The sequence below is a fragment of the Kosakonia sp. Marseille-Q7440 genome (assembly GCF_965119485.1).
Genome location: NZ_CBCPLT010000001.1, coordinates 96,812 through 115,187, shown reverse-complemented (window position 1 = coordinate 115,187; position 18,376 = coordinate 96,812). Strand labels below are relative to the sequence as shown.

The 18,376-nt window shown below is 56.5% G+C and carries 18 protein-coding genes; 5 read left to right on the top strand and 13 right to left on the bottom strand.

Translation table 11 applies throughout. From position 1 onward, the window contains the following. Positions 1-38: 38 nt before the first annotated feature. Both ACWPW2_RS00525 and ACWPW2_RS00520 read right to left on the bottom strand, forming a co-directional pair. Positions 39-1,187 carry an ABC transporter substrate-binding protein gene (locus ACWPW2_RS00525; RefSeq protein ID WP_454121261.1) on the bottom strand — a complete coding sequence of 383 codons (1,149 nt, stop codon included), beginning with the start codon at positions 1,185-1,187 and terminating at the stop codon, positions 39-41. A 34-nt stretch (positions 1,188-1,221) separates the two neighbouring features. After that, entirely contained in the window at positions 1,222-2,211 is a 990-nt protein-coding gene (locus ACWPW2_RS00520; protein WP_454121260.1) for an ABC transporter ATP-binding protein, read from the bottom strand. A 152-nt stretch (positions 2,212-2,363) separates the two neighbouring features. Between ACWPW2_RS00520 and ACWPW2_RS00515 the strand changes: the two genes are divergently transcribed. The 3 genes from ACWPW2_RS00515 to ACWPW2_RS00505 are packed head-to-tail and all read left to right on the top strand — an operon-like array spanning position 2,364 to position 4,908. After that, positions 2,364-3,125, top strand: coding sequence for an MBL fold metallo-hydrolase (locus ACWPW2_RS00515; protein ID WP_454121259.1), 762 nt, complete (start codon positions 2,364-2,366; stop codon positions 3,123-3,125). After that, positions 3,118-4,128 carry a LacI family DNA-binding transcriptional regulator gene (locus ACWPW2_RS00510; protein ID WP_270221116.1) on the top strand — a complete coding sequence of 337 codons (1,011 nt, stop codon included), beginning with the start codon at positions 3,118-3,120 and terminating at the stop codon, positions 4,126-4,128. The genes ACWPW2_RS00515 and ACWPW2_RS00510 overlap by 8 nt, the downstream gene beginning before the upstream one ends. A gap of 9 nt (positions 4,129-4,137) precedes the next feature. Further along, positions 4,138-4,908 (top strand): inositol monophosphatase family protein, encoded by a 771-nt coding sequence (locus ACWPW2_RS00505; RefSeq protein ID WP_454121257.1) that lies wholly within the window; start codon positions 4,138-4,140, stop codon positions 4,906-4,908. A gap of 5 nt (positions 4,909-4,913) precedes the next feature. Here the strand turns inward: ACWPW2_RS00505 and ACWPW2_RS00500 are convergent, their stop codons facing one another. From ACWPW2_RS00500 to ACWPW2_RS00485, 4 genes are all read right to left on the bottom strand, one after another. Beyond that, positions 4,914-6,377, bottom strand: coding sequence for a SulP family inorganic anion transporter (locus ACWPW2_RS00500; RefSeq protein ID WP_454123553.1), 1,464 nt, complete (start codon positions 6,375-6,377; stop codon positions 4,914-4,916). 362 nt (positions 6,378-6,739) lie between these two features. Continuing rightward, positions 6,740-7,186 (bottom strand): hypothetical protein, encoded by a 447-nt coding sequence (locus ACWPW2_RS00495; protein WP_454121256.1) that lies wholly within the window; start codon positions 7,184-7,186, stop codon positions 6,740-6,742. Between the two features lie 148 nt (positions 7,187-7,334). After that, positions 7,335-8,930, bottom strand: coding sequence for a glycosyl hydrolase family 18 protein (locus ACWPW2_RS00490; protein ID WP_454121255.1), 1,596 nt, complete (start codon positions 8,928-8,930; stop codon positions 7,335-7,337). A 228-nt stretch (positions 8,931-9,158) separates the two neighbouring features. Further along, the gene (locus ACWPW2_RS00485) at positions 9,159-9,287 is read right to left on the bottom strand and encodes a hypothetical protein (protein ID WP_454121253.1); all 129 of its coding nucleotides are present in this window, start codon (positions 9,285-9,287) and stop codon (positions 9,159-9,161) included. A 251-nt stretch (positions 9,288-9,538) separates the two neighbouring features. Here ACWPW2_RS00485 and ACWPW2_RS00480 point away from each other — a divergent pair, with 251 nt between their 5' ends. Continuing rightward, positions 9,539-10,081, top strand: coding sequence for a chorismate mutase (locus tag ACWPW2_RS00480; RefSeq protein WP_124970624.1), 543 nt, complete (start codon positions 9,539-9,541; stop codon positions 10,079-10,081). 72 nt (positions 10,082-10,153) lie between these two features. Here ACWPW2_RS00480 and ssb1 read toward each other — a convergent pair whose 3' ends face one another. Then, positions 10,154-10,687, bottom strand: coding sequence for a single-stranded DNA-binding protein SSB1 (gene ssb1 / locus ACWPW2_RS00475; RefSeq protein WP_023478365.1), 534 nt, complete (start codon positions 10,685-10,687; stop codon positions 10,154-10,156). Positions 10,688-10,943: 256 nt separating this feature from the next. Between ssb1 and uvrA the strand changes: the two genes are divergently transcribed. Further along, entirely contained in the window at positions 10,944-13,769 is a 2,826-nt protein-coding gene (gene uvrA / locus ACWPW2_RS00470; RefSeq protein ID WP_279793853.1) for an excinuclease ABC subunit UvrA, read from the top strand. On the opposite strand, the gene ACWPW2_RS00465 is transcribed toward uvrA, so the two are convergent. From ACWPW2_RS00465 to pnuC, 6 genes are all read right to left on the bottom strand, one after another. Then, a complete protein-coding gene (locus tag ACWPW2_RS00465) occupies positions 13,770-14,123 on the bottom strand; it encodes an MmcQ/YjbR family DNA-binding protein (protein ID WP_054804259.1) in 354 nt (117 codons plus the stop codon). It lies immediately after the preceding gene. Between the two features lie 3 nt (positions 14,124-14,126). Beyond that, a complete protein-coding gene (locus ACWPW2_RS00460; RefSeq protein WP_312119533.1) occupies positions 14,127-14,543 on the bottom strand; it encodes a secondary thiamine-phosphate synthase enzyme YjbQ in 417 nt (138 codons plus the stop codon). Positions 14,544-14,641: 98 nt separating this feature from the next. Continuing rightward, positions 14,642-15,352 (bottom strand): acid phosphatase AphA, encoded by a 711-nt coding sequence (gene aphA / locus ACWPW2_RS00455; protein ID WP_042712656.1) that lies wholly within the window; start codon positions 15,350-15,352, stop codon positions 14,642-14,644. Positions 15,353-15,526: 174 nt separating this feature from the next. Next, positions 15,527-16,720 carry an aromatic amino acid transaminase gene (gene tyrB, locus ACWPW2_RS00450; RefSeq protein ID WP_454121251.1) on the bottom strand — a complete coding sequence of 398 codons (1,194 nt, stop codon included), beginning with the start codon at positions 16,718-16,720 and terminating at the stop codon, positions 15,527-15,529. A 94-nt stretch (positions 16,721-16,814) separates the two neighbouring features. Beyond that, on the bottom strand, positions 16,815-17,819 hold the full coding sequence (locus tag ACWPW2_RS00445; protein ID WP_454121250.1) for an AAA family ATPase: 1,005 nt from the start codon (positions 17,817-17,819) through the stop codon (positions 16,815-16,817). Then, positions 17,816-18,373: a nicotinamide riboside transporter PnuC gene (pnuC, locus tag ACWPW2_RS00440; protein WP_454121248.1), complete on the bottom strand. Its 558-nt coding sequence runs from the start codon at positions 18,371-18,373 to the stop codon at positions 17,816-17,818. The genes ACWPW2_RS00445 and pnuC overlap by 4 nt, the downstream gene beginning before the upstream one ends. Positions 18,374-18,376: the final 3 nt, after the last annotated feature.

The following is an 18,376-nucleotide window of genomic DNA, read 5'->3' as shown; positions in this document are numbered from 1 at the left end:
CTTAAACGCCCGGATCGGCGATCCGGGCATGGGGTTAATCAGTTCGATACCTGACGCTCGTAGCCCTCTTTGATATCGGTAAAGTACTGATTAATGGGGAAGCTTTTACCGTAGCGGCTCAGCGTTTCCGGTGAGATCTCGGCGAACAGTTTCTGCCAGGTTGCCGCGTCCAGCTTCTCTTTGACATATTTCGCGTCGATGCCCGGATACCAGTTGAACTGCTTCACAATCCCCTGCGCCTGCACCTCCGGGCTGGTCGCCAGCGCGATAAACTCCTGCGCCAGTTTGGCCTGCGCCGCGTGAGCTGGCACCACGTAGTACATCGGCTGGCCCGGCATACCTGGCGCGATTAATGTCAGCTTGATGGAGGGCGGCAGCTTGCCCTGATCGCGCCAGCTGTAGAACATATCAACCCATACTGGCCCCATAGCGATCTCGCCCCGGCTCAGCATATCGAGTGTGCCAGCGTTACCCGGAGTAAAGGTGACGTTATGGTTGAACGCTTTCAGTTTGGCGAAGGCCTGATCCCAACTCTTTTCAACGCTTTTATCGTAGGGTTGCGCCGACAAGCGCGCGACATCGGTGCCGTAGGCGTAGATCCAACCGACCACAAAACTGACGCCGGACATGCCGTTTTTAATGCCGTTATAGCCAAATGCCTTCGGGTTTTTCGCCGACCACTGCACCAGCTCGTCATAGGATTTCGGCGGTGTGCTCACCAGATCGCTGTTATAGGCAATCGCCGTCTGGCTAAGGAACATCGGCATCACATAGCCATCAACATTGACGCCCAGCGCATTTTTCGCGTTATCGGCGCTGACCAGCGAACCGGTGTTAATGGCTGGGCGATACTTCTCCAGCAGCCCTTTCTCCACCAGTTGACCGCCGACCGCCTGATGCACAACGGCAACGTCGATATCCCAGCTTTTCGCCCCACTCTCCTGCTGCGCACTCAGTTTTTCGAGGATTTTGTTCGACCCGGCATCGCCAGGGCCGGTGCCGACAACCTGCACTTTTACCCCGGGATGCGCGGCTTCAAACTTCGGCCCAAGCCACGTTTTTACGTAATCCACCATATTCTGATCGCCTGCCGTTGCCACATTGAGCACCGTTTCAGCTTGTGCGCCCTGCGCGACAGCGCCCAGACCGAGCGCGGCGATAACCGCCAGTTTCGTTGTTACGGACATGTTTTTCCCCTAAAAGAAGCCCTGTTGGTTGGCATTAAAAAGTGGTCTCAAAGCGATGCAGCGCCGGTGCCGGGACATGGAGTTTTACTGGCGTTTGCACAGGCCAATTCTGCTCGGCGTCGGCAAGCAGGATCTGCCCGTTGCAGCGCACGCTGTGGCGATAGTGATGACCCAGAAACGCGCTCTCCTCCACGACGCCCTCCAGCACCAGGCCCTGCGGCAAGTCGTATTGCGCGTTTGCGGGCAGCAACTGCACATCTGCGCTGCGAAAATAGAGGCGTTTATCGCTGCTCTCTTGTTCAATCAGGCAGTTATCCGCCCCCATAAAATCAGCGACAAAAGGCGTGGCCGGGTGGTTGTAGATCGCCTCCGGCGTGCCAATCTGCTCAATGCGCCCTTGATTGAGCACCGCAATGCGATCGGCCATCACCAGCGCCTCTTGCTGGTCGTGCGTCACAATAAGCGAGGTAAAACCGAGGCGCTTTTGCAGCGCTTTAATTTCATGGCGCACATTGAGGCGCACTTTGGCATCAAGGTTTGATAACGGCTCGTCGAGCACCAGTACATCCGGTTCAATAGCCAGCGCACGCGCAAGGGCAACACGCTGGCGTTGGCCGCCGGAAAGCGCCGTCACTTTACTCTCGGCATAGGGTTCAAGGTTGACGATGCGTAATAATTCCCGCACCCGCTGCTGGATATTCTCTTTTTTCCAGCGCCGCACTTTGAGGCCATAACCAATATTTTGTGCGACGGTGAAGTGGGGCCAAAGTGCATAACTCTGGAACACCATGGTGATATTTCGCTGCTCGGGCGTGAGGTGCGTAATATCCCGATCGTTAATTGCCACCGTGCCCGATTGCGCCGCGATAAAACCGCATAATGCATTGAGTAGCGTCGTTTTTCCGCAGCCGGAGGGGCCAAGCAGCGCAATCATTTCACCCTTTTCGACGGATAAATGAATATCGTGCAGCACCACTTTCTCGCCATAGGAAATTTTTAGTTTATCGATATGCAAATAACTCACGGGCGATCCCTTGTTGCGCATCTTATTTAGCAATGAACACGTGTTCATTTATTTGTAAAAAAAATGCAACTTTGTAGCGACATGATGTGAGCCTACTTTGTCCGCTATTTGTGACAATTTGATTAAGTGATAACGCTTTTTAGCGAGGCGACATGAAAATAGATGTGCTGGGGTGCGGGAGCGCCTTTTCGCGGCAGCAAAATACGTCCGCTATTCGGGTCATCGACCGGGAGAAGCGCCAATGGTTGATTGACTGCGGCCCCACTATTCCGCGCGCGCTCTGGCAGCGAAATCTGGAGATTAACGAGATTGATGCCCTCTACTTTACCCATGTGCACCCGGATCACTGCACTGGCCTGACGGCACTGCTCAATCACTGGAAAAGCTTTCAGCGGCGTAAACCGCTGATTATCTGGTCGCAGCGTGAACAGCGCACGGTACTGATGCAGCTGGCAAGCCTGGCAAACTGGCCGCAGACAGAACTGAGTTTCCCGATTGAGTGGTGCGACAGCGAAGCCGCTTTTCACTGGCAGGGTTGGCAGATCCGCACCGCCTTTACCCACCATGAAATTCCTAATCTCGCGCTGCGTATTGAGGCTGATGGGTGCGCGCTTTTTTACAGCGGCGATGGTCGTCCGACGGCAGAGAGTATCGCCCTGATGCACAATGCTGATCTCGCCTTCCAGGAGTGCGCCTCGTTGACGGCGTTAGGCAGCGACGCCTCCCACGGCGACTTTCCTGATTGCCTTTCGCTCTATCAGCAATTACGCCTTTCAGCGCTCGGCTTATACCACTGCAATGATAGTGCCCTTGCGGCACTGGCACAGGCGTGCGCACCCTATCCTGGGCTGTTTCTCAGTGAGGATGGCAAACAGTTTGATCTCCTCGCGCAGCAGGCGGCTCGTTATGGCTAAACAGACGGTCACCGCCGAGGATGTGGCGAAACGGGCTGGCGTTTCCCGCGCGGTGGTCTCGCGGGCGCTGAGCAGCAATGGCAGTATCTCGCCCGCCACGAAAGAGCGCGTATTGCGTGCCGCACAGGAGTTGGGCTATCAGGTCAATTTCCTTGCCCAGGGCTTAAACCGCCAGCGCAGCCATTTGATTGGCGTGATTGTGGCGCGTATTGCCGATCCGTTTCGCAGCCGCCTGCTGGAGGAGCTGCTGCATGAAATTCAGCGGCGCGGCTACCAGGCGCTGGTCACCGAGATTTCCGGCGAGCAGGATCTGGTTGCCACGCTGCGCCGTTTTACCCAGTTTCGCGTCTCGGGCGTAATTGTGACTTCCGGCCAGCCTCCACAAGCAATTGTGAATGAGTGCGTAAACCTGCAAATCCCGGTGGTGGGCATCAACCGCGACCCTGATATTCCGCTGGTCGATTTCGTCTGCTCCGATAACCGCGCCGGGGCGCAGCTGGCAGCAGAACAGCTGCTCAGCGCGGGCTGTCGTCGCTTCGGCTGGCTGAATACTCACGGCTCAACCTGGGCGGGACGCCGCCGGGGTGAGGCCTTCTCGCAGGCTTTAGAGGATGGTGGCGTTGATACGGCGCAGCATCTGCAGATCATCATGGCGCATGAAGAGGGTTATGCGGGCGGTTGGCAGGCGGCGCTGGCGCACGACGCTGAACTGCCCGACGGCATTTTTTGCGCCAACGCTCAACTGGCCTGCGGCTTTCTCGACGGCATGCGCCAGCGTGGCAAACAGGCACCGCACGATTTCCATCTGATCGGTTTTGATAACACCCCGCAAAGCGGGCAGTTCAGCTACCAGTTAACCACACTGCATCAGAACACCACAGAGATCGCCCATCGTGCACTGACGCGCCTGCTGGAGCGGGCGAAAAATCCGTTGCAGCCTTCCCACGTCGAGTGGGTTAAGGTGGAGCTTATTCATCGACATACATCGCCACGCATTGGCTAAGAGCTATCTATGACAGAAGAGTTTACCCGCGCGCTCTGCGCGCTGATTCGCCGCCTGGGCCTTGAGGCCAAACAGCTTCGTGATAAGGGGCTGACCGTTGAGCAGAAAGGCCGCCAGGATTTTGTCTCGCAGGCGGATGTTTATGTCGAGACGCAGCTGCGCGAGTGGCTGAAGGCGCAGCGCCCGCAGGATGGCCTGCTTGGCGAAGAGCGCGGCCTGGAGCCGGGCAGCGAAGGCACCTGGGTTATCGACCCGATTGATGGCACGACCAACTTTATTCTTGGTATGGATTACTGGTGCATCTCCGTCGCCTGGGTACGCAATGATCGCATCGAACTTGGCATTATCTACGCGCCGGATCGCGAAGAGTTTTTCTTTGCCCGCGCGGGCCACGGCGCGTTCCTTAACGATCGCCGCTTAACCCTGACGGAACCCTCGCCGGACGCCGTGGTGCTCGGCGTCGGGCGCTCAAGCCGCCGCGCGCCGCGTGAATATACCGATGCGCTGGAAAAACTGCTCGATCAGGGCGTGGAACACCGCCGGTTTGGCGCAGGTGCGCTGATGCTGGCCCACGTCGCCGCAGGGCTGGTGCACGGTTATTACGAAGCGCACCTGCACAGCTGGGATGCGCTGGCCGGGCTGGTGCTGATCAGCGAAGCGGGCGGTCGGCACAATGACTTTCTTGCTAATGATGGCTTAACCAACGGCAATACGGCCTGGGCCGCCACGCCTGCGGTGTGGCAGCAGCTACAACCGCTGCTGCTGCCGGCAGGCAAGTAACCCGCTTAGCGGGCGGGCCACTGGTTGAGATCGATTCCGCGCTGCGGCGCGGTTTTGGCAAACTCCCGCAGCACCGCTTTCACATCCGGATCGAAGTAGTTGACGTTCTCATGCTCAACCACCACCACGCTGCGCTCCGGGATCTTCGCCAGCAACGCCTGTAAACGGGGGTTATGCAAAAAGGTCAGGTTCTGCTGGATGCGCAGCACATAGTGATCGCCGCGACGTGCAAGCTGCAACGCATTGCGATGGCAGTGGTAGAGGCTAAGCGCCATCTGCACCGCCAGCCCCAGCGCAATCCCCATCAACATGCCGAAAACGATAATCCCGGCGACGGTGGTAAGAAACGGCACATACTGCTGATAACCGGCGCGAAACTGCTCGATAAAGAGGCGCGGCGTCGCCAGCTTATAGCCAGTGTATAGCAGCACGGCGGCGAGGCTCGCCAGCGGGATCACCGATAACAGCTCTCCGAACCAGAGACCACACACCAGCAGCAGTACGCCGTGCAGCAGCACCGAGAACTTACTTTGCGCGCCGTTGCTGACGTTGACCGAACTGCGCACAATCACTGCGGTGATCGGCATTGCGCCCACCAGGCCTGAGAGCAGGTTACCCGCGCCCTGCGCCACCAGCTCTTTATCCGGCGACGGCGGCGGGTTCTGCGGACGCAGCTTCTTCAGCGCCTCCTGGCTGAGCAGAGTTTCGAGGCTGGCCACCAGCGCCAGCGTGATCGCGACCGTGTAGACCGCCGGGTTTTGCCAGGCGCTCCAGTCCGGCCCCTCCAGTTCGGCCATCAGATCGTTAAGGGAGCCAAACTCCGGCAGGGTGATGCGCGGTAACGCGGGAAGCAGATGCGGCGCAAGGTAGCTCAAGGCAATCACCATCACGCTGCCGAGCAGCACCGCCACTAGCGGTCCGGGGATCCAGCTCAGGCTTTTGATCCGCTTCATTGCCGCCGAGTCCCATCCCCATAACAGGAGCAGGCCGCCAGCCGCGACGAATAACGAGGTCAGCGAAACGGTAAAGTCACCGCTGAAGAGCTGGCCTAAACCGCTCTCCTCCACTTCACCAAGCGCGACCGGGATCTGCTGCATAATCAGCAACAAACCGATCGCCGCCAGCATCCCCTTAATCACGCTACCGGGCACCAGCCCGATAAACCGCCCGGCGCGCAGCAGGCCCATCGCCAGTTGCAGCACGCCTGCCAGCACCAGTGCGAAGAGAAAAGCGGAGAAGGAGCCGAGCGACTCCACCGAAGCCACGACAATGGTTACCAGCCCGGCAGCCGGGCCGCTGACGGCAAAACGCGACGGACTTAGCGCGGTGACCAGTAGCCCGCCGATGATCCCGGTTAGCAGGCCAACAAAAGGCGGTAGCCCGCTGGCGTGGGCGATGCCCAGGCAGAGCGGCAGCGCCACCAGAAAAACTACCACACCTGCCAGGGTATCCTGGCGCAATGTGGCGATGGGAAGAGAACGGGCCAGCAACGGTTTTAACCTTTTCACAGTGCGACTCCCTTATAGACGGTGAACAAAATCTGGCTGGTTTGATGCGGGAACTTTTACTACTAGCACTGTCGGCGGAAATATAATCCTAAGGAAAATCTTATTGTGGATTTAAATTAGTAAAAAAAGTCTGAATGTAAAATTATGAAAAATAAATTCGCGCGAAATATACAGATATCAAGAAAATATTGAGCTTATTGATAACTTGATAAACAGTAGGGTTTAATTCCGGCATATAACCAGATGATAATAAAGTTATATCACTGCGCTGTTTGAATATAAGCAATAATTACTTTATTAGAGACACTGCCATTAGCAGGAAGTTACGTCAGTTCACGTTTTGCATGGCGGCCAAAATCATTATCTTTCAGCAACTCTTTTAGTGCTTCAATAGCCGCAGTCTGCTGTTTATGCTGGCAAATCAATGAGAAGGCGGCATGTTTAAACAGAGTGTAGGTATCGCTCTGAACAAGGCTTAGCGCAAAGGCAATCTCTTTCTCTTTCACACTTAATAAAGCCAGCGAATTAATAGAGCTGACAATCAGGCTATCATCCTCAACGGCATCATTACGAATGATCTGAATCAACGCCTCTTTAATAAATGCATCGTCATAATCGCCATGATATAAGCCGAGGATCTTTACCGCTTCGATACGGATATCGTCGTCATTATCGATATTCGTGGCAATCTCAAGCATCGCTTTGGCTGAATTAAGATCCAATGACTGGGTAAAGCTACGCAGGAAATCGAGTTTTTCGTAGTCAGCCATTACAGTGAACGCTGAAAGATTACAGTGCCCGTGGTCCATGATTTATCCCGACTTACCCGCGAAGCATTGAGCTTATCAACATCTTCCGATATTGCTAATCTTGCGCCGGGTTGTGCCTCCGTCCATGGAAGCACGCTTCCAGGCAACTCTATTTCACGACCTTATCCCAGGCCATCTGCCAGGCGCTGCCGGCACCCGGCGCATAGGCGCTGGCAAGCCCGGCACACCAGCCGGTGTAGGGATAGGGTTTGCACTTATACAGATGATTGTCGCTACCGAGCACGATATCTCCGGCTTTATAAGCATGGCCAGCGACATATTTCGGGTAGCTCTGCTGATCCGGGGTATCGTCGCTGTGATCGGTTGTCATGACATTCAATACCGCCGACAGAAGTGATTTATTCCCCGCCTTATCAATGGCATTCACGCTGTAGGCGTAGTTACTGTTCGCCGTCAGATCGTCATCGGTATAGGTATTACCGCTGGCATCAGCCACTTTCTGCTGATTGCGGAACACTTCATAATGGTCCACGCCCGAGCCGCTATCGGTGGAGGCTTTCCAGGTCAGATGGACACTGGTTGCGGTCGCCTCGGCGTTCAGCGCGGTGGGTATGCTCGGCGCGGTGGTATCTTTTTCCGGCGTCTCAATCACGCTGCCGTCGTGGATCAGCTGAGTGTAGGCTTTGCGGAACTGCCCGTTGTAAGGCACATGGTTAACGTTTTCGCCCTCATCCCAGTTGATGGACCAGGTCATTAACCCTCTGAGCGGCAGCCCCTCTTTTTCCATATCAGCGAAGACGCGGTAAACATCCTGCGGCGTTTTAACAAACCCGGTCGCGGCGGCGGCGCCATTGCTCGGCAGGCCGATGACTAATTTGCTGGAGGGAATTTTCACCGCAGAGAGGCCGTGCTTATCGGTAATGATCTCTTTGCTGAAGTGGTAGAGAAACTCATATTTTTTGCTGTCGTCATTCTGCGCGTAATTTACCCACCAGCCATCTTTCTTGGTGTCGTCCGGCTGGAAGCCAATACCAAACGCGCCCTGATTATAGAACTGCGGTGCAATAAAGTCGTAATACCCTTCGAGGCTATTAATATATTTCTGGTACTGCGGATTCGCTTTGGTCAGATAAGGAATTTCTGGCGCCATACTGATAATAAAGTGTTTACCCTGCTGCTGATAATGATCGCGCACTCTTTTCAGCGCCGCCGGAATAACGGTTTCGTTATCGGCTTTTTTAATCGCACTCTGTTCAAGATCGATATCCAGACCGTCAAAACCATAGAGATCAACCAGTCGGATAATTTCGTCAGCAAAATGCTGCGTATCGCCGTTGGCTTCGTGCAGCTCAATATGCGCATCCGCGCCGCCAAGGGATAACAACACCGCCTGGCCGCGTTCGTTCAGCGCCGCCACTTCAGCGCGGAAGCTCTGATCGGTGCCGTAGTAGGGCACAAAAGTCGGCATACTTTTGCCATCTGACGACTTCATAAAGGAGGCCATCACCACGTTATAGGCTTTCGGCGTATCTTTTAATGCCAGTTTCAGCGGGTAGCCCTGCTCATAATCGCCGGAAAAACCCTGATCCCAGTTGTGCCAGTAGCCAACTAATAACTTTTTACCTTCGATGGAGGGCATAGTATCGGCGTAATCGGTGTTGGCGAAAGCATGGCCGCTAAAACCGACCATTCCCGCCAGTGCCAGCGAGGCGAAGACATTATTCATCTTAAATATACATTTCATGATAATCCCTTAAATATGACCCACACAGCTCGGATGAAAAATATCGAGTGCAAAGTACAAACAATGGAAATCATATTAAAGGGTGTCAGGATAATTTCATTATTTAAGTGACAGGAAGATTCTGCTCTTTATATGGCGAATTTTATTGGCTTAAAGAAGCTTCTGAATAAGTGAGGTAGTTATAGCGGCGAATAAACTTATATCCTGTTTAATATCACATTTTATTTATCAGAAGATTGCGCGCAGCAGCGCGCGCAGAAAAGTACGGGTTTCCATCGCCAGATCGCTGTGTGAAAGACAGAGAAACAGCATCAGCAAGAGAGTGATGATAACGATAAGCGTAACCCGGGTTTTCATCGCGGTTTGCCTCCTGCTTGTCGAAAAATGTGGCCGCTTCAGCATGCGCTATTTCAGTCGCTTGCACTAGCCGGACATTGTTAACGGTGTAATAAAACGAAACGGTAATTTCATTTCGTGATTACAAGTTTTTAATATAATCACGCCGCCACACGATAAGGGAGGCTTCTCTGCCTGACACGGTGGTTAACAGGAAAGCGCGTCACTTCAACATGAGATACACGCCCATCTATCGACTTCGGAGAGTGATTATGGACTACAAGCTTTACTCCGCCGTGGTGATGCTCGCCACGCTCAGCTTTTCCACCGCCGCTGCTGTCACGGCCGATGCTTCCCTCGGCAAACTGATTAACGAGCGGTTGTCATGGATGAAAGATGTCGCAGGTGCTAAAGCACAACAGCACCAGGCAATAGAAGATTTGGCCCAGGAGCAGAAAGTGCTGGCGCGCGCCGTTATCGACGCCGAGTCGCTGGGGCTGGACGGTGAGAGCGTGAAGCCCTTTATTCAGGCGCAAATGGATGCCGCGAAGGCGATTCAGTACCGCTACCGCGCTGACTGGCTGTCAACACCGGAGACAAGCTGGCAGCCGCGTCCGCTGAATGAGGTGCGAAAACAGATAAGCGAGCTGAGCGATCGTATTCTGCGCAAAGTGGCGGAACGCCTGAAAGCCAGCGGCAAGTTGACCGAGGCTGATAGAGAAGAGTTTATGCGCACGGTGCAGCAGCACAACTTAACCGAGCAGGATAAAGCGCATATGTGGCAGGCGATAAAATTGGTTTCGCTGAAAGCGTAAAATATAAAGCAAAAGACCCCGCCGAAGCGGGGTCTTATCGTTTCTGTTACGCGGCCCACAACGGGCGCTGAATCAGAACGGGATATCGTCGTCGAAATCCATCGGCGGTTCGTTGTTAGACTGTGCCGGGGCAGACTGCTGCTGCGGACGAGACTGCGCGCCGCCGCTGAACTGGTTGTTGTTGCCCTGCGGTTGCTGAGGCTGACCCCAACCGCCCTGCTGCTGGCCGCCACCTGCCGGTGCACCGCCGCCGCCCTGGCGACCGCCCAGCATCTGCATGGTGCCGCCAACGTTCACCACCACTTCGGTCGTGTACTTTTCCTGGCCGGACTGATCGGTCCATTTGCGGGTGCGCAGCTGGCCTTCAATATAAACCTGAGAGCCTTTACGCAGATACTCACCGGCGACTTCCGCCAGCTTGCCGAACAGCACAACGCGGTGCCACTCGGTCTGCTCTTTCATCTCGCCGGTCGCCTTGTCACGCCACGATTCGGACGTAGCCAGCGTAATGTTGGCAACTGCGCCACCACTCGGCATATAGCGTACTTCCGGGTCCTGGCCCAGATTACCGACGAGAATAACCTTGTTTACGCCTCTGCTGGCCATGATCGTGTCTCCTGAAATCGTTTCGTAGTAGTGTAAACGCGCGAGTGTACCATTTCCACGTAGCATTTTGATAGCTGCGAAGCAGGTTCCAGACATCGTCCGCGAAGTGCGTATTTTACACACTTACGCGGAAGTTGCATTCCTATACTGTATATTCATTCAGGTTAATTTGTGTCATAATTAGCCGTTTGTGATCGCCGGTTGTCCTTCAAACACACCGGGCATTACGTGTTCCACCGGGTAAAAGGTGAATGGATTGGATAAGATAGAAGTTCGGGGCGCGCGCACCCATAATCTCAAAAACATCAACCTCGTCATCCCTCGCGACAAACTGATTGTTGTCACCGGGCTGTCGGGTTCGGGCAAATCCTCGCTGGCTTTCGATACGCTCTATGCAGAAGGGCAGCGTCGCTACGTCGAATCGCTCTCTGCGTATGCCCGCCAGTTCCTGTCGTTGATGGAAAAACCGGACGTTGACCACATTGAAGGTCTCTCGCCTGCCATCTCTATTGAACAGAAGTCGACATCGCACAACCCGCGTTCCACCGTCGGCACCATAACCGAAATTCACGATTACCTGCGCCTGCTCTATGCACGCGTTGGCGAACCGCGCTGCCCGGATCACGGCGTGCCGCTGGCGGCGCAAACCGTCAGCCAGATGGTGGATAACGTGCTGTCGCAGCCGGAAGGCAAGCGCCTGATGCTGCTGGCACCGGTGATCAAAGAGCGTAAAGGCGAGCACACCAAAACTCTCGAAAACCTGGCAGGCCAGGGCTATATCCGCGCCCGTATCGACGGCGAAGTGTGCGATCTCTCCGATCCGCCGAGTCTTGAACTGCAAAAGAAACACACCATTGAAGTGGTGATTGACCGCTTCAAAGTGCGCGACGATCTGACGCAGCGCCTGGCGGAATCTTTCGAAACCGCGCTGGAGCTCTCTGGCGGTACGGCCATCGTTGCCGATATGGACGATCCTAAAGCCGAAGAGCTGCTCTTCTCGGCGAACTTCGCCTGCCCGATTTGCGGCTACAGCATGCGCGAACTGGAGCCGCGTCTCTTCTCGTTCAACAACCCGGCGGGCGCCTGCCCGACCTGCGACGGTCTTGGCGTTCAGCAATATTTTGACCCTGACCGCGTGATCCAGAACCCGGAGCTGTCGCTGGCCGGCGGCGCTATCCGCGGCTGGGATCGCCGTAACTTCTACTATTTCCAGATGCTGAAGTCGCTCTCGGATCACTATAAATTCGACGTCGAAGCGCCGTGGGAAAGCCTCAGCGCCAACGTGCAGAAAGTGATTCTGGCAGGTTCCGGCAAAGAGTCGATCGAGTTCAAATACATGAACGATCGCGGCGATACTTCCGTGCGCCGCCATCCGTTCGAAGGCGTGCTGCACAATATGGAGCGCCGCTACAAAGAGACCGAATCGAGCGCGGTGCGCGAAGAGCTGGCAAAATTTATCAGCAACCGTCCTTGCGCCACCTGCGAAGGGACGCGTCTGCGTCGCGAAGCGCGCCATGTTTACGTTGAAGATACGCCGCTGCCGACCATCTCCGATATGAGCATCGGTCATGCGATGGACTTCTTCACCAATCTCAAACTTTCCGGTCAGCGTGCAAAAATCGCTGAAAAAGTGCTCAAAGAGATTGGCGATCGTCTGAAATTTCTCGTTAACGTCGGCCTGAACTACCTGACGCTTTCCCGCTCGGCGGAGACCCTCTCCGGCGGTGAAGCGCAGCGTATTCGTCTGGCAAGCCAGATTGGCGCAGGTCTGGTCGGCGTCATGTACGTGCTGGATGAGCCTTCTATCGGCCTGCACCAGCGCGATAACGAACGTCTGCTTGGCACCCTTGTGCACCTGCGTAACCTCGGTAACACGGTGATTGTGGTTGAGCATGACGAAGATGCTATCCGCGCCGCGGATCACGTGATCGATATCGGCCCTGGTGCCGGCGTGCACGGCGGCCAGGTGGTCGCGGAAGGCCCGCTGGAAGCAATCATGGCGGTGCCGGAATCGCTGACCGGCCAGTTCATGAGCGGCAAACGCAAAATTGAAGTGCCGAAAGAGCGTGTGAAAGCCGATCCGCAGCGCGTGCTGAAGCTGAGTGGCGCACGCGGCAACAACCTGAAGGATGTGACGCTGACGCTGCCGGTCGGCCTCTTTACCTGTATTACCGGCGTTTCCGGCTCCGGCAAGTCGACGCTGATTAACGATACGCTCTTCCCGCTCGCCCAGCGCCAGCTTAACGGCGCGACGATTGCCGAGCCTGCGCCTTATCGCGATATTCAGGGGCTGGAGCACTTCGACAAAGTAATCGATATTGACCAGAGCCCGATTGGCCGTACGCCGCGCTCCAACCCGGCGACCTACACCGGCGTCTTTACGCCCGTGCGTGAACTCTTCGCTGGCGTGCCGGAGTCCCGTTCACGCGGCTATACGCCGGGTCGCTTCAGCTTTAACGTCCGCGGCGGGCGCTGTGAAGCGTGCCAGGGCGACGGCGTGATCAAAGTCGAAATGCACTTCCTGCCGGATATCTACGTGCCGTGCGACCAGTGCAAAGGCAAGCGCTATAACCGCGAAACGCTGGAGATTAAATACAAGGGCAAGACCATCCACGAAGTGCTGGATATGACCATTGAAGAAGCGCGTGAGTTCTTCGACGCGGTTCCGGCGCTGGCGCGTAAGCTGCAAACGCTGATGGATGTCGGCCTGACCTATATTCGTCTCGGCCAGTCGGCCACCACCCTTTCCGGTGGTGAAGCCCAGCGCGTGAAACTGGCGCGCGAGCTGTCGAAACGCGGTACCGGGCAGACGCTCTATATTCTTGATGAGCCGACCACCGGTCTGCACTTCGCCGATATTCAGCAACTGCTTGAGGTGCTGCATCAACTGCGCGATCAGGGCAACACCATCGTGGTGATTGAGCACAACCTCGACGTGGTGAAAACCGCAGACTGGATTGTCGACCTGGGGCCAGAAGGCGGCAGCGGCGGCGGCGAGATCCTCGTCTCCGGCACGCCGGAAACCGTCGCCGAATGCGAAGCATCGCACACGGCACGGTTCCTGAAACCGCTGCTCAGCTAGTCAGACGGAGAGCTGTTGCCGGATCCCCTCCGGCACCAGCTCCATCGCCTGCTGATACGAGGCGTCCACCAAGTAGTAGATTTGCGAGTCTGGCAAAGTGCCGTCCAGATAGACCGTGCTCCAGTGCGCTTTATTCAGATGGCGGCTGGGGCGCACATCGCTGTGCTGATCGCGCAGCAGCTCCGCCAGCGCCGGGCTGGTTTTCAGCGCAACCGCCGGGCGATCCTCAATCTCTTTCACCATCGCAAACAGCACGTCGGCGACCTTAATCTGCGTCGCTTTCCAGTCGCTGTGCACGCTCTGCTCCGCGCCAGGCTTGGCCATGCAATATTGCAGTAACTCCGAAATTGTCATCGTTTATTCCCCTTGTAGTGTCGCGATAATCCGCCGCGAACCGCCGTGGATGCGATGCTCTCCCAGCCAGATCCCCTGCCATGTCCCCAGCAACACGCGCCCATTCTGCACGGGCAGCATCAGCGACACGCCAAGCGTCGATGATTTGATATGCGCAGGCATATCATCCGGCCCTTCATAATCATGCTCATAGGGCGCGTTATCCGGCACAGCACGTAAAAAGTGGCGCTCCATATCCTGGCGCACCGTGGGATCGCAATTTTCATTCAGGGTGAGAGAAGCGGACGTGTGCTGAAGCAGCAGGTGCAACAAACCGGTTTTCACGCTCTTTAGCGCAGTAATCTGCCCGAGCACCTCATCGGTGACCAGGTGAAAGCCGCGCGATTTCTGGCTAAGCGTAAGCGTCTGTTGATGCCACATAAACTGCTCCTTATCAAAAATGAACCTCTGTAAGTGTGCAGCATGTGGCCAAAAGGGGAAACCCGACGCCCTTTTTTTCTCTAAAAAAGGGCGCTGGATTAATAGTCGGAGTCGACAATCACCTCTTCACCGAACGCACCGGCCTGCGGCAGCGGTTGGTAGGTTGAGTTCGCGGCGCGCAGCACGCGGATCGGGCGCGCTTCGCTTTCGCGCGCGGCGGTGATGTCACCGTCAGAGTCGCCGTAATAGATGCGGATTTTTTTGTCCTTCAGCCACTGAACCTTATTGTTCTGGCCAGGCTGATCGCCGGCAAAAATCACCGGGTTCATATTGGCAGCGGGAATATGAAAATCATCCTGCAAAGTTTTGCTCACCGTCTCGGTTTTGGTCTGGCTACGGCCGGTGATAAAGAAAATGGTATCGCCGCGTTTAACGTGCATGGCGATCAGCTGACGCGCGACCTCTTTGGGAATGCTGAACTCATCCCAGCCGTTATTCATCTTTTCCCAGAATTCCGGGTTGTGCAGATAGGCATCGCTATCCGGAGACCAGGTTTTCTTGCCGCGCCAGAAGCCGGGGCTGGAGAAGAGCACGGTATCGTCGATATCAAACCCTACCGCCATTGGCGGGCGTTCAACCAGCGAGCTTTCGATTTGCGCCACGGAAACCCAGTGTACCGCCGCCTGCTCAGAGAGTTTTGCAACGTTAGTGCCCGTTGAAACCGGCGTCGGCGCCGAGGCGTAAACCGCCGCGCTGCTAAAGGCCGCCCACAGGCAGAGCGCGCCGAGCGCGTGTCTGAACTTTTGCATAATTTTCCCTGCTTATCAGTGCCTTGTTTTTTATAAAAGAGGTGAATAGTCTTAAACCTGAGTGACCATAACCGCAGGGCGAAGTGAAACAAAGTTTTTTCTGGGAAATCCGCCAGCTTTGGTGGGTCACCCTCTGCCGGTTTGCAGAGGGTGAAGAGAGAAGTAAGTGAATACTTACATCACTGCCGCGAAGGCTTGTGCCACGCGGTGAACGTTGCGGTTATTAAGCCCGGCGACGCAGATGCGGCCGCTGGAAACGAGATAAATGCCAAACTCTTCGCGCAGACGATCCACCTGCGCAGCACTCAGCCCGGTATAACTAAACATCCCGCGCTGCTTGAGCAGGTAGGTGAAATCCCCTGTCGGCATCGCCTCATTCAGTGCATCAACCAGCGTCTGACGCATTGCCTTAATGCGGGTGCGCATCGCTTCCACTTCTGCCAGCCATGACGCTTTCAGCCCGGCATCATTCAGCACCGTCGCCACCAGCTGCGCACCGAAATTCGGCGGGCTGGAGTAGTTGCGGCGCACCGTCGCTTTTAACTGCCCGAGCACGCGCCCGGCGGCATCGGCATCTTCACACACCACCGAAAGCCCGCCAACGCGTTCGCCGTAGAGGGAGAAGATTTTTGAGAAGGAGTTGCTGACCAGTGCAGGCAGCCCGGCGTGGGCAATCGCGCGGATCGCATAGGCATCCTCTTCCATCCCCGCGCCGAAGCCCTGATAGGCGATATCGAGGAACGGAATCAGCGTGCGCGCTTTCAGCACCTCAACCACCTCATCCCACTGCGCAGGCGTTAAGTCGGCACCAGTCGGGTTATGGCAGCACGGATGCAGCAAAACAATGCTCTGCGCAGGCAAGGTGTTTAATTTTTCGAGGAATGCCGCGAAACGCACGCCGTTGGTTTCATTGTCATACCACGGGTAAGTAGCGACCTCGAAGCCTGCGCCTTCAAAAATCGCGATATGGTTTTCCCATGTCGGATCGCTGACCCAGACGCCGGAGTTGGGGAAGTAACGTTTCAGAAAATCTGCGCCGACTTTCAGCGCGCCGGAGCCGCCGAGCGTCTGGATGGTGGCGACACGCTGCTGCTCCAGCACCGTATGCCCGGCACCAAACAGCAGCGGCGCGATGGCGTGACGGTAGCTGTTAAGCCCTTCCATCGGCAGATAGAGCGACGCGCCATGCGGCTGCGCGTTGAGACGCGCTTCGGCTTCCGCCACCGCCTGCAAACGCGGAATTGTGCTCTCTTCGTCGTAATAGAGCCCGATGCTGAGGTTAACTTTGTCGCTGCGGGGATCCTCTTTGAACCGCTCCATCAATGAGAGGATCGGGTCGCCGGCATAGGCGTCAACTTTCTGAAACACGCGTGTATTCTCCAGGTTTACAGTGGGCGAAACACCACAATAAACCGGAAGTCAGGCAAGGTCGAGGGGCAGTAAAGCGGAAACGAAATAAGGATTAACAGCCCAGCACTGCGCGCACTTGCGCGATGCGTTCAGCCACCGACCCGCTGACGCGAATAAACGGCACGCCGCGTTCGGTCAACTGTTCGAGATACCAGGCCTGCTGGCGCTGGCGGAAGGTTTCATCCTGGCGGGTGCCATCCTGCACAAACGGGAAGTCATCCTCGCACAACACCACCAGGTGATAGTGCCGCTCCGCCAGTGCGTAGAGCGCCGCAGGCGCTTTGCCAAACATCGTTAGCGTATAAAAGAGCGTGGTCAGCGGCGAGGTATCGCACACCAGCCAGCGCACCGCGGGCGTGCTCTCTTCCCGTTGCACCTGGGTTTTTGCAATCGCCAGCATATCGTCATACACCAGCTCGCCACCCTGATCCTCCCAGCGCTCGCGGCCATACTCCGCCACATAGGCCGTTCCCAACGCCTCTGCCAGCGCGGCGCTGAGGGTACTTTTGCCCGTCGATTCACCGCCCAGCAGGCAGATGCGCTGAACAAAGTCGTGATAGACGGGCGCGGCCAGCATCTGCCGCCAGCGGTGGACATCGCTGCGGATCAGCGTCCCGGAGGGCGCATCCTCACCCTGCCCGCGCGTTAGCCGCACATGCGTCACCGGGCGAGCAAAACGTTCGCTCAGCACGCGGGCGAAGCCGTCGCCATACTCCTCCGCCGTAAAGACCGCGTCGGGCTGGCAGCGCAACACCTGCAAACAAATATCCGCAACATAGTGACGATGCAGATCGCCATCGGCGTCGTTATGCGGTGACGGGCCTAACCCCAGCGCCGCCACGCGCGCCGGTGTCAGAACGAGGATCTCACACTGCGGAAACCGCGCCCGCAGCCAGCGCTCGCGCTTCTCCGGCTCGCAGCCGGGCAGTTCTGGCACGGAGTAGCTGATGAGCCACAGGCGTTCGCACTGCGCCAGCGCGGTGTTGATTAACCGTTCATGACCACAGTGCAGCGGCGCGAATTTGCCGACAATCAGCCCGCTGGCGAAGGGTTTCAAGGCTTAACCAGCGCCTTGCGCCACTGGTAAAGCCCGTGCCAGGCATTACACCAGAAGATCAGGTAAAGCCCGGCGGTCAGCCACAGATCGCGCGCGGCATAGAGCGGCACGGCGATGGTGTTGACCAGCAGCCAGAAGTACCAGCTCTCCAGCCGCCGCCCCATCAGCATAAACTGCGCGAGAATGCTGAAGACCATAATTGCCGAATCCAGCCACGGCGACCAGGCGTTGGTAAAACGGTGCAGCAGCCAGGCATAGCCGCCTGCGACAATCAGCGCCCCCACCAGCAGGAAAGCAATATGTTGTAGCGGCGTTTTGCGCACCGCCAGCTGATGACCATGATTGCCCTTCAGCCAGTTGATCCAGCCCGCAATACTGCTAACGATAAAGAAGAGTTGCAGGGTGACATCCGCATAAAGCTGCACGGAGTAGAAAACCCAGCCGTAGAGCACGCAGCCGATAATGCCCGTCCACCACGTATGCACATTGTTGCGCGCGGCAAGCCACACGGAGAGGGCGTAAGCCAGGCAGGCGGCGATTTCCATCGGCGACACGGG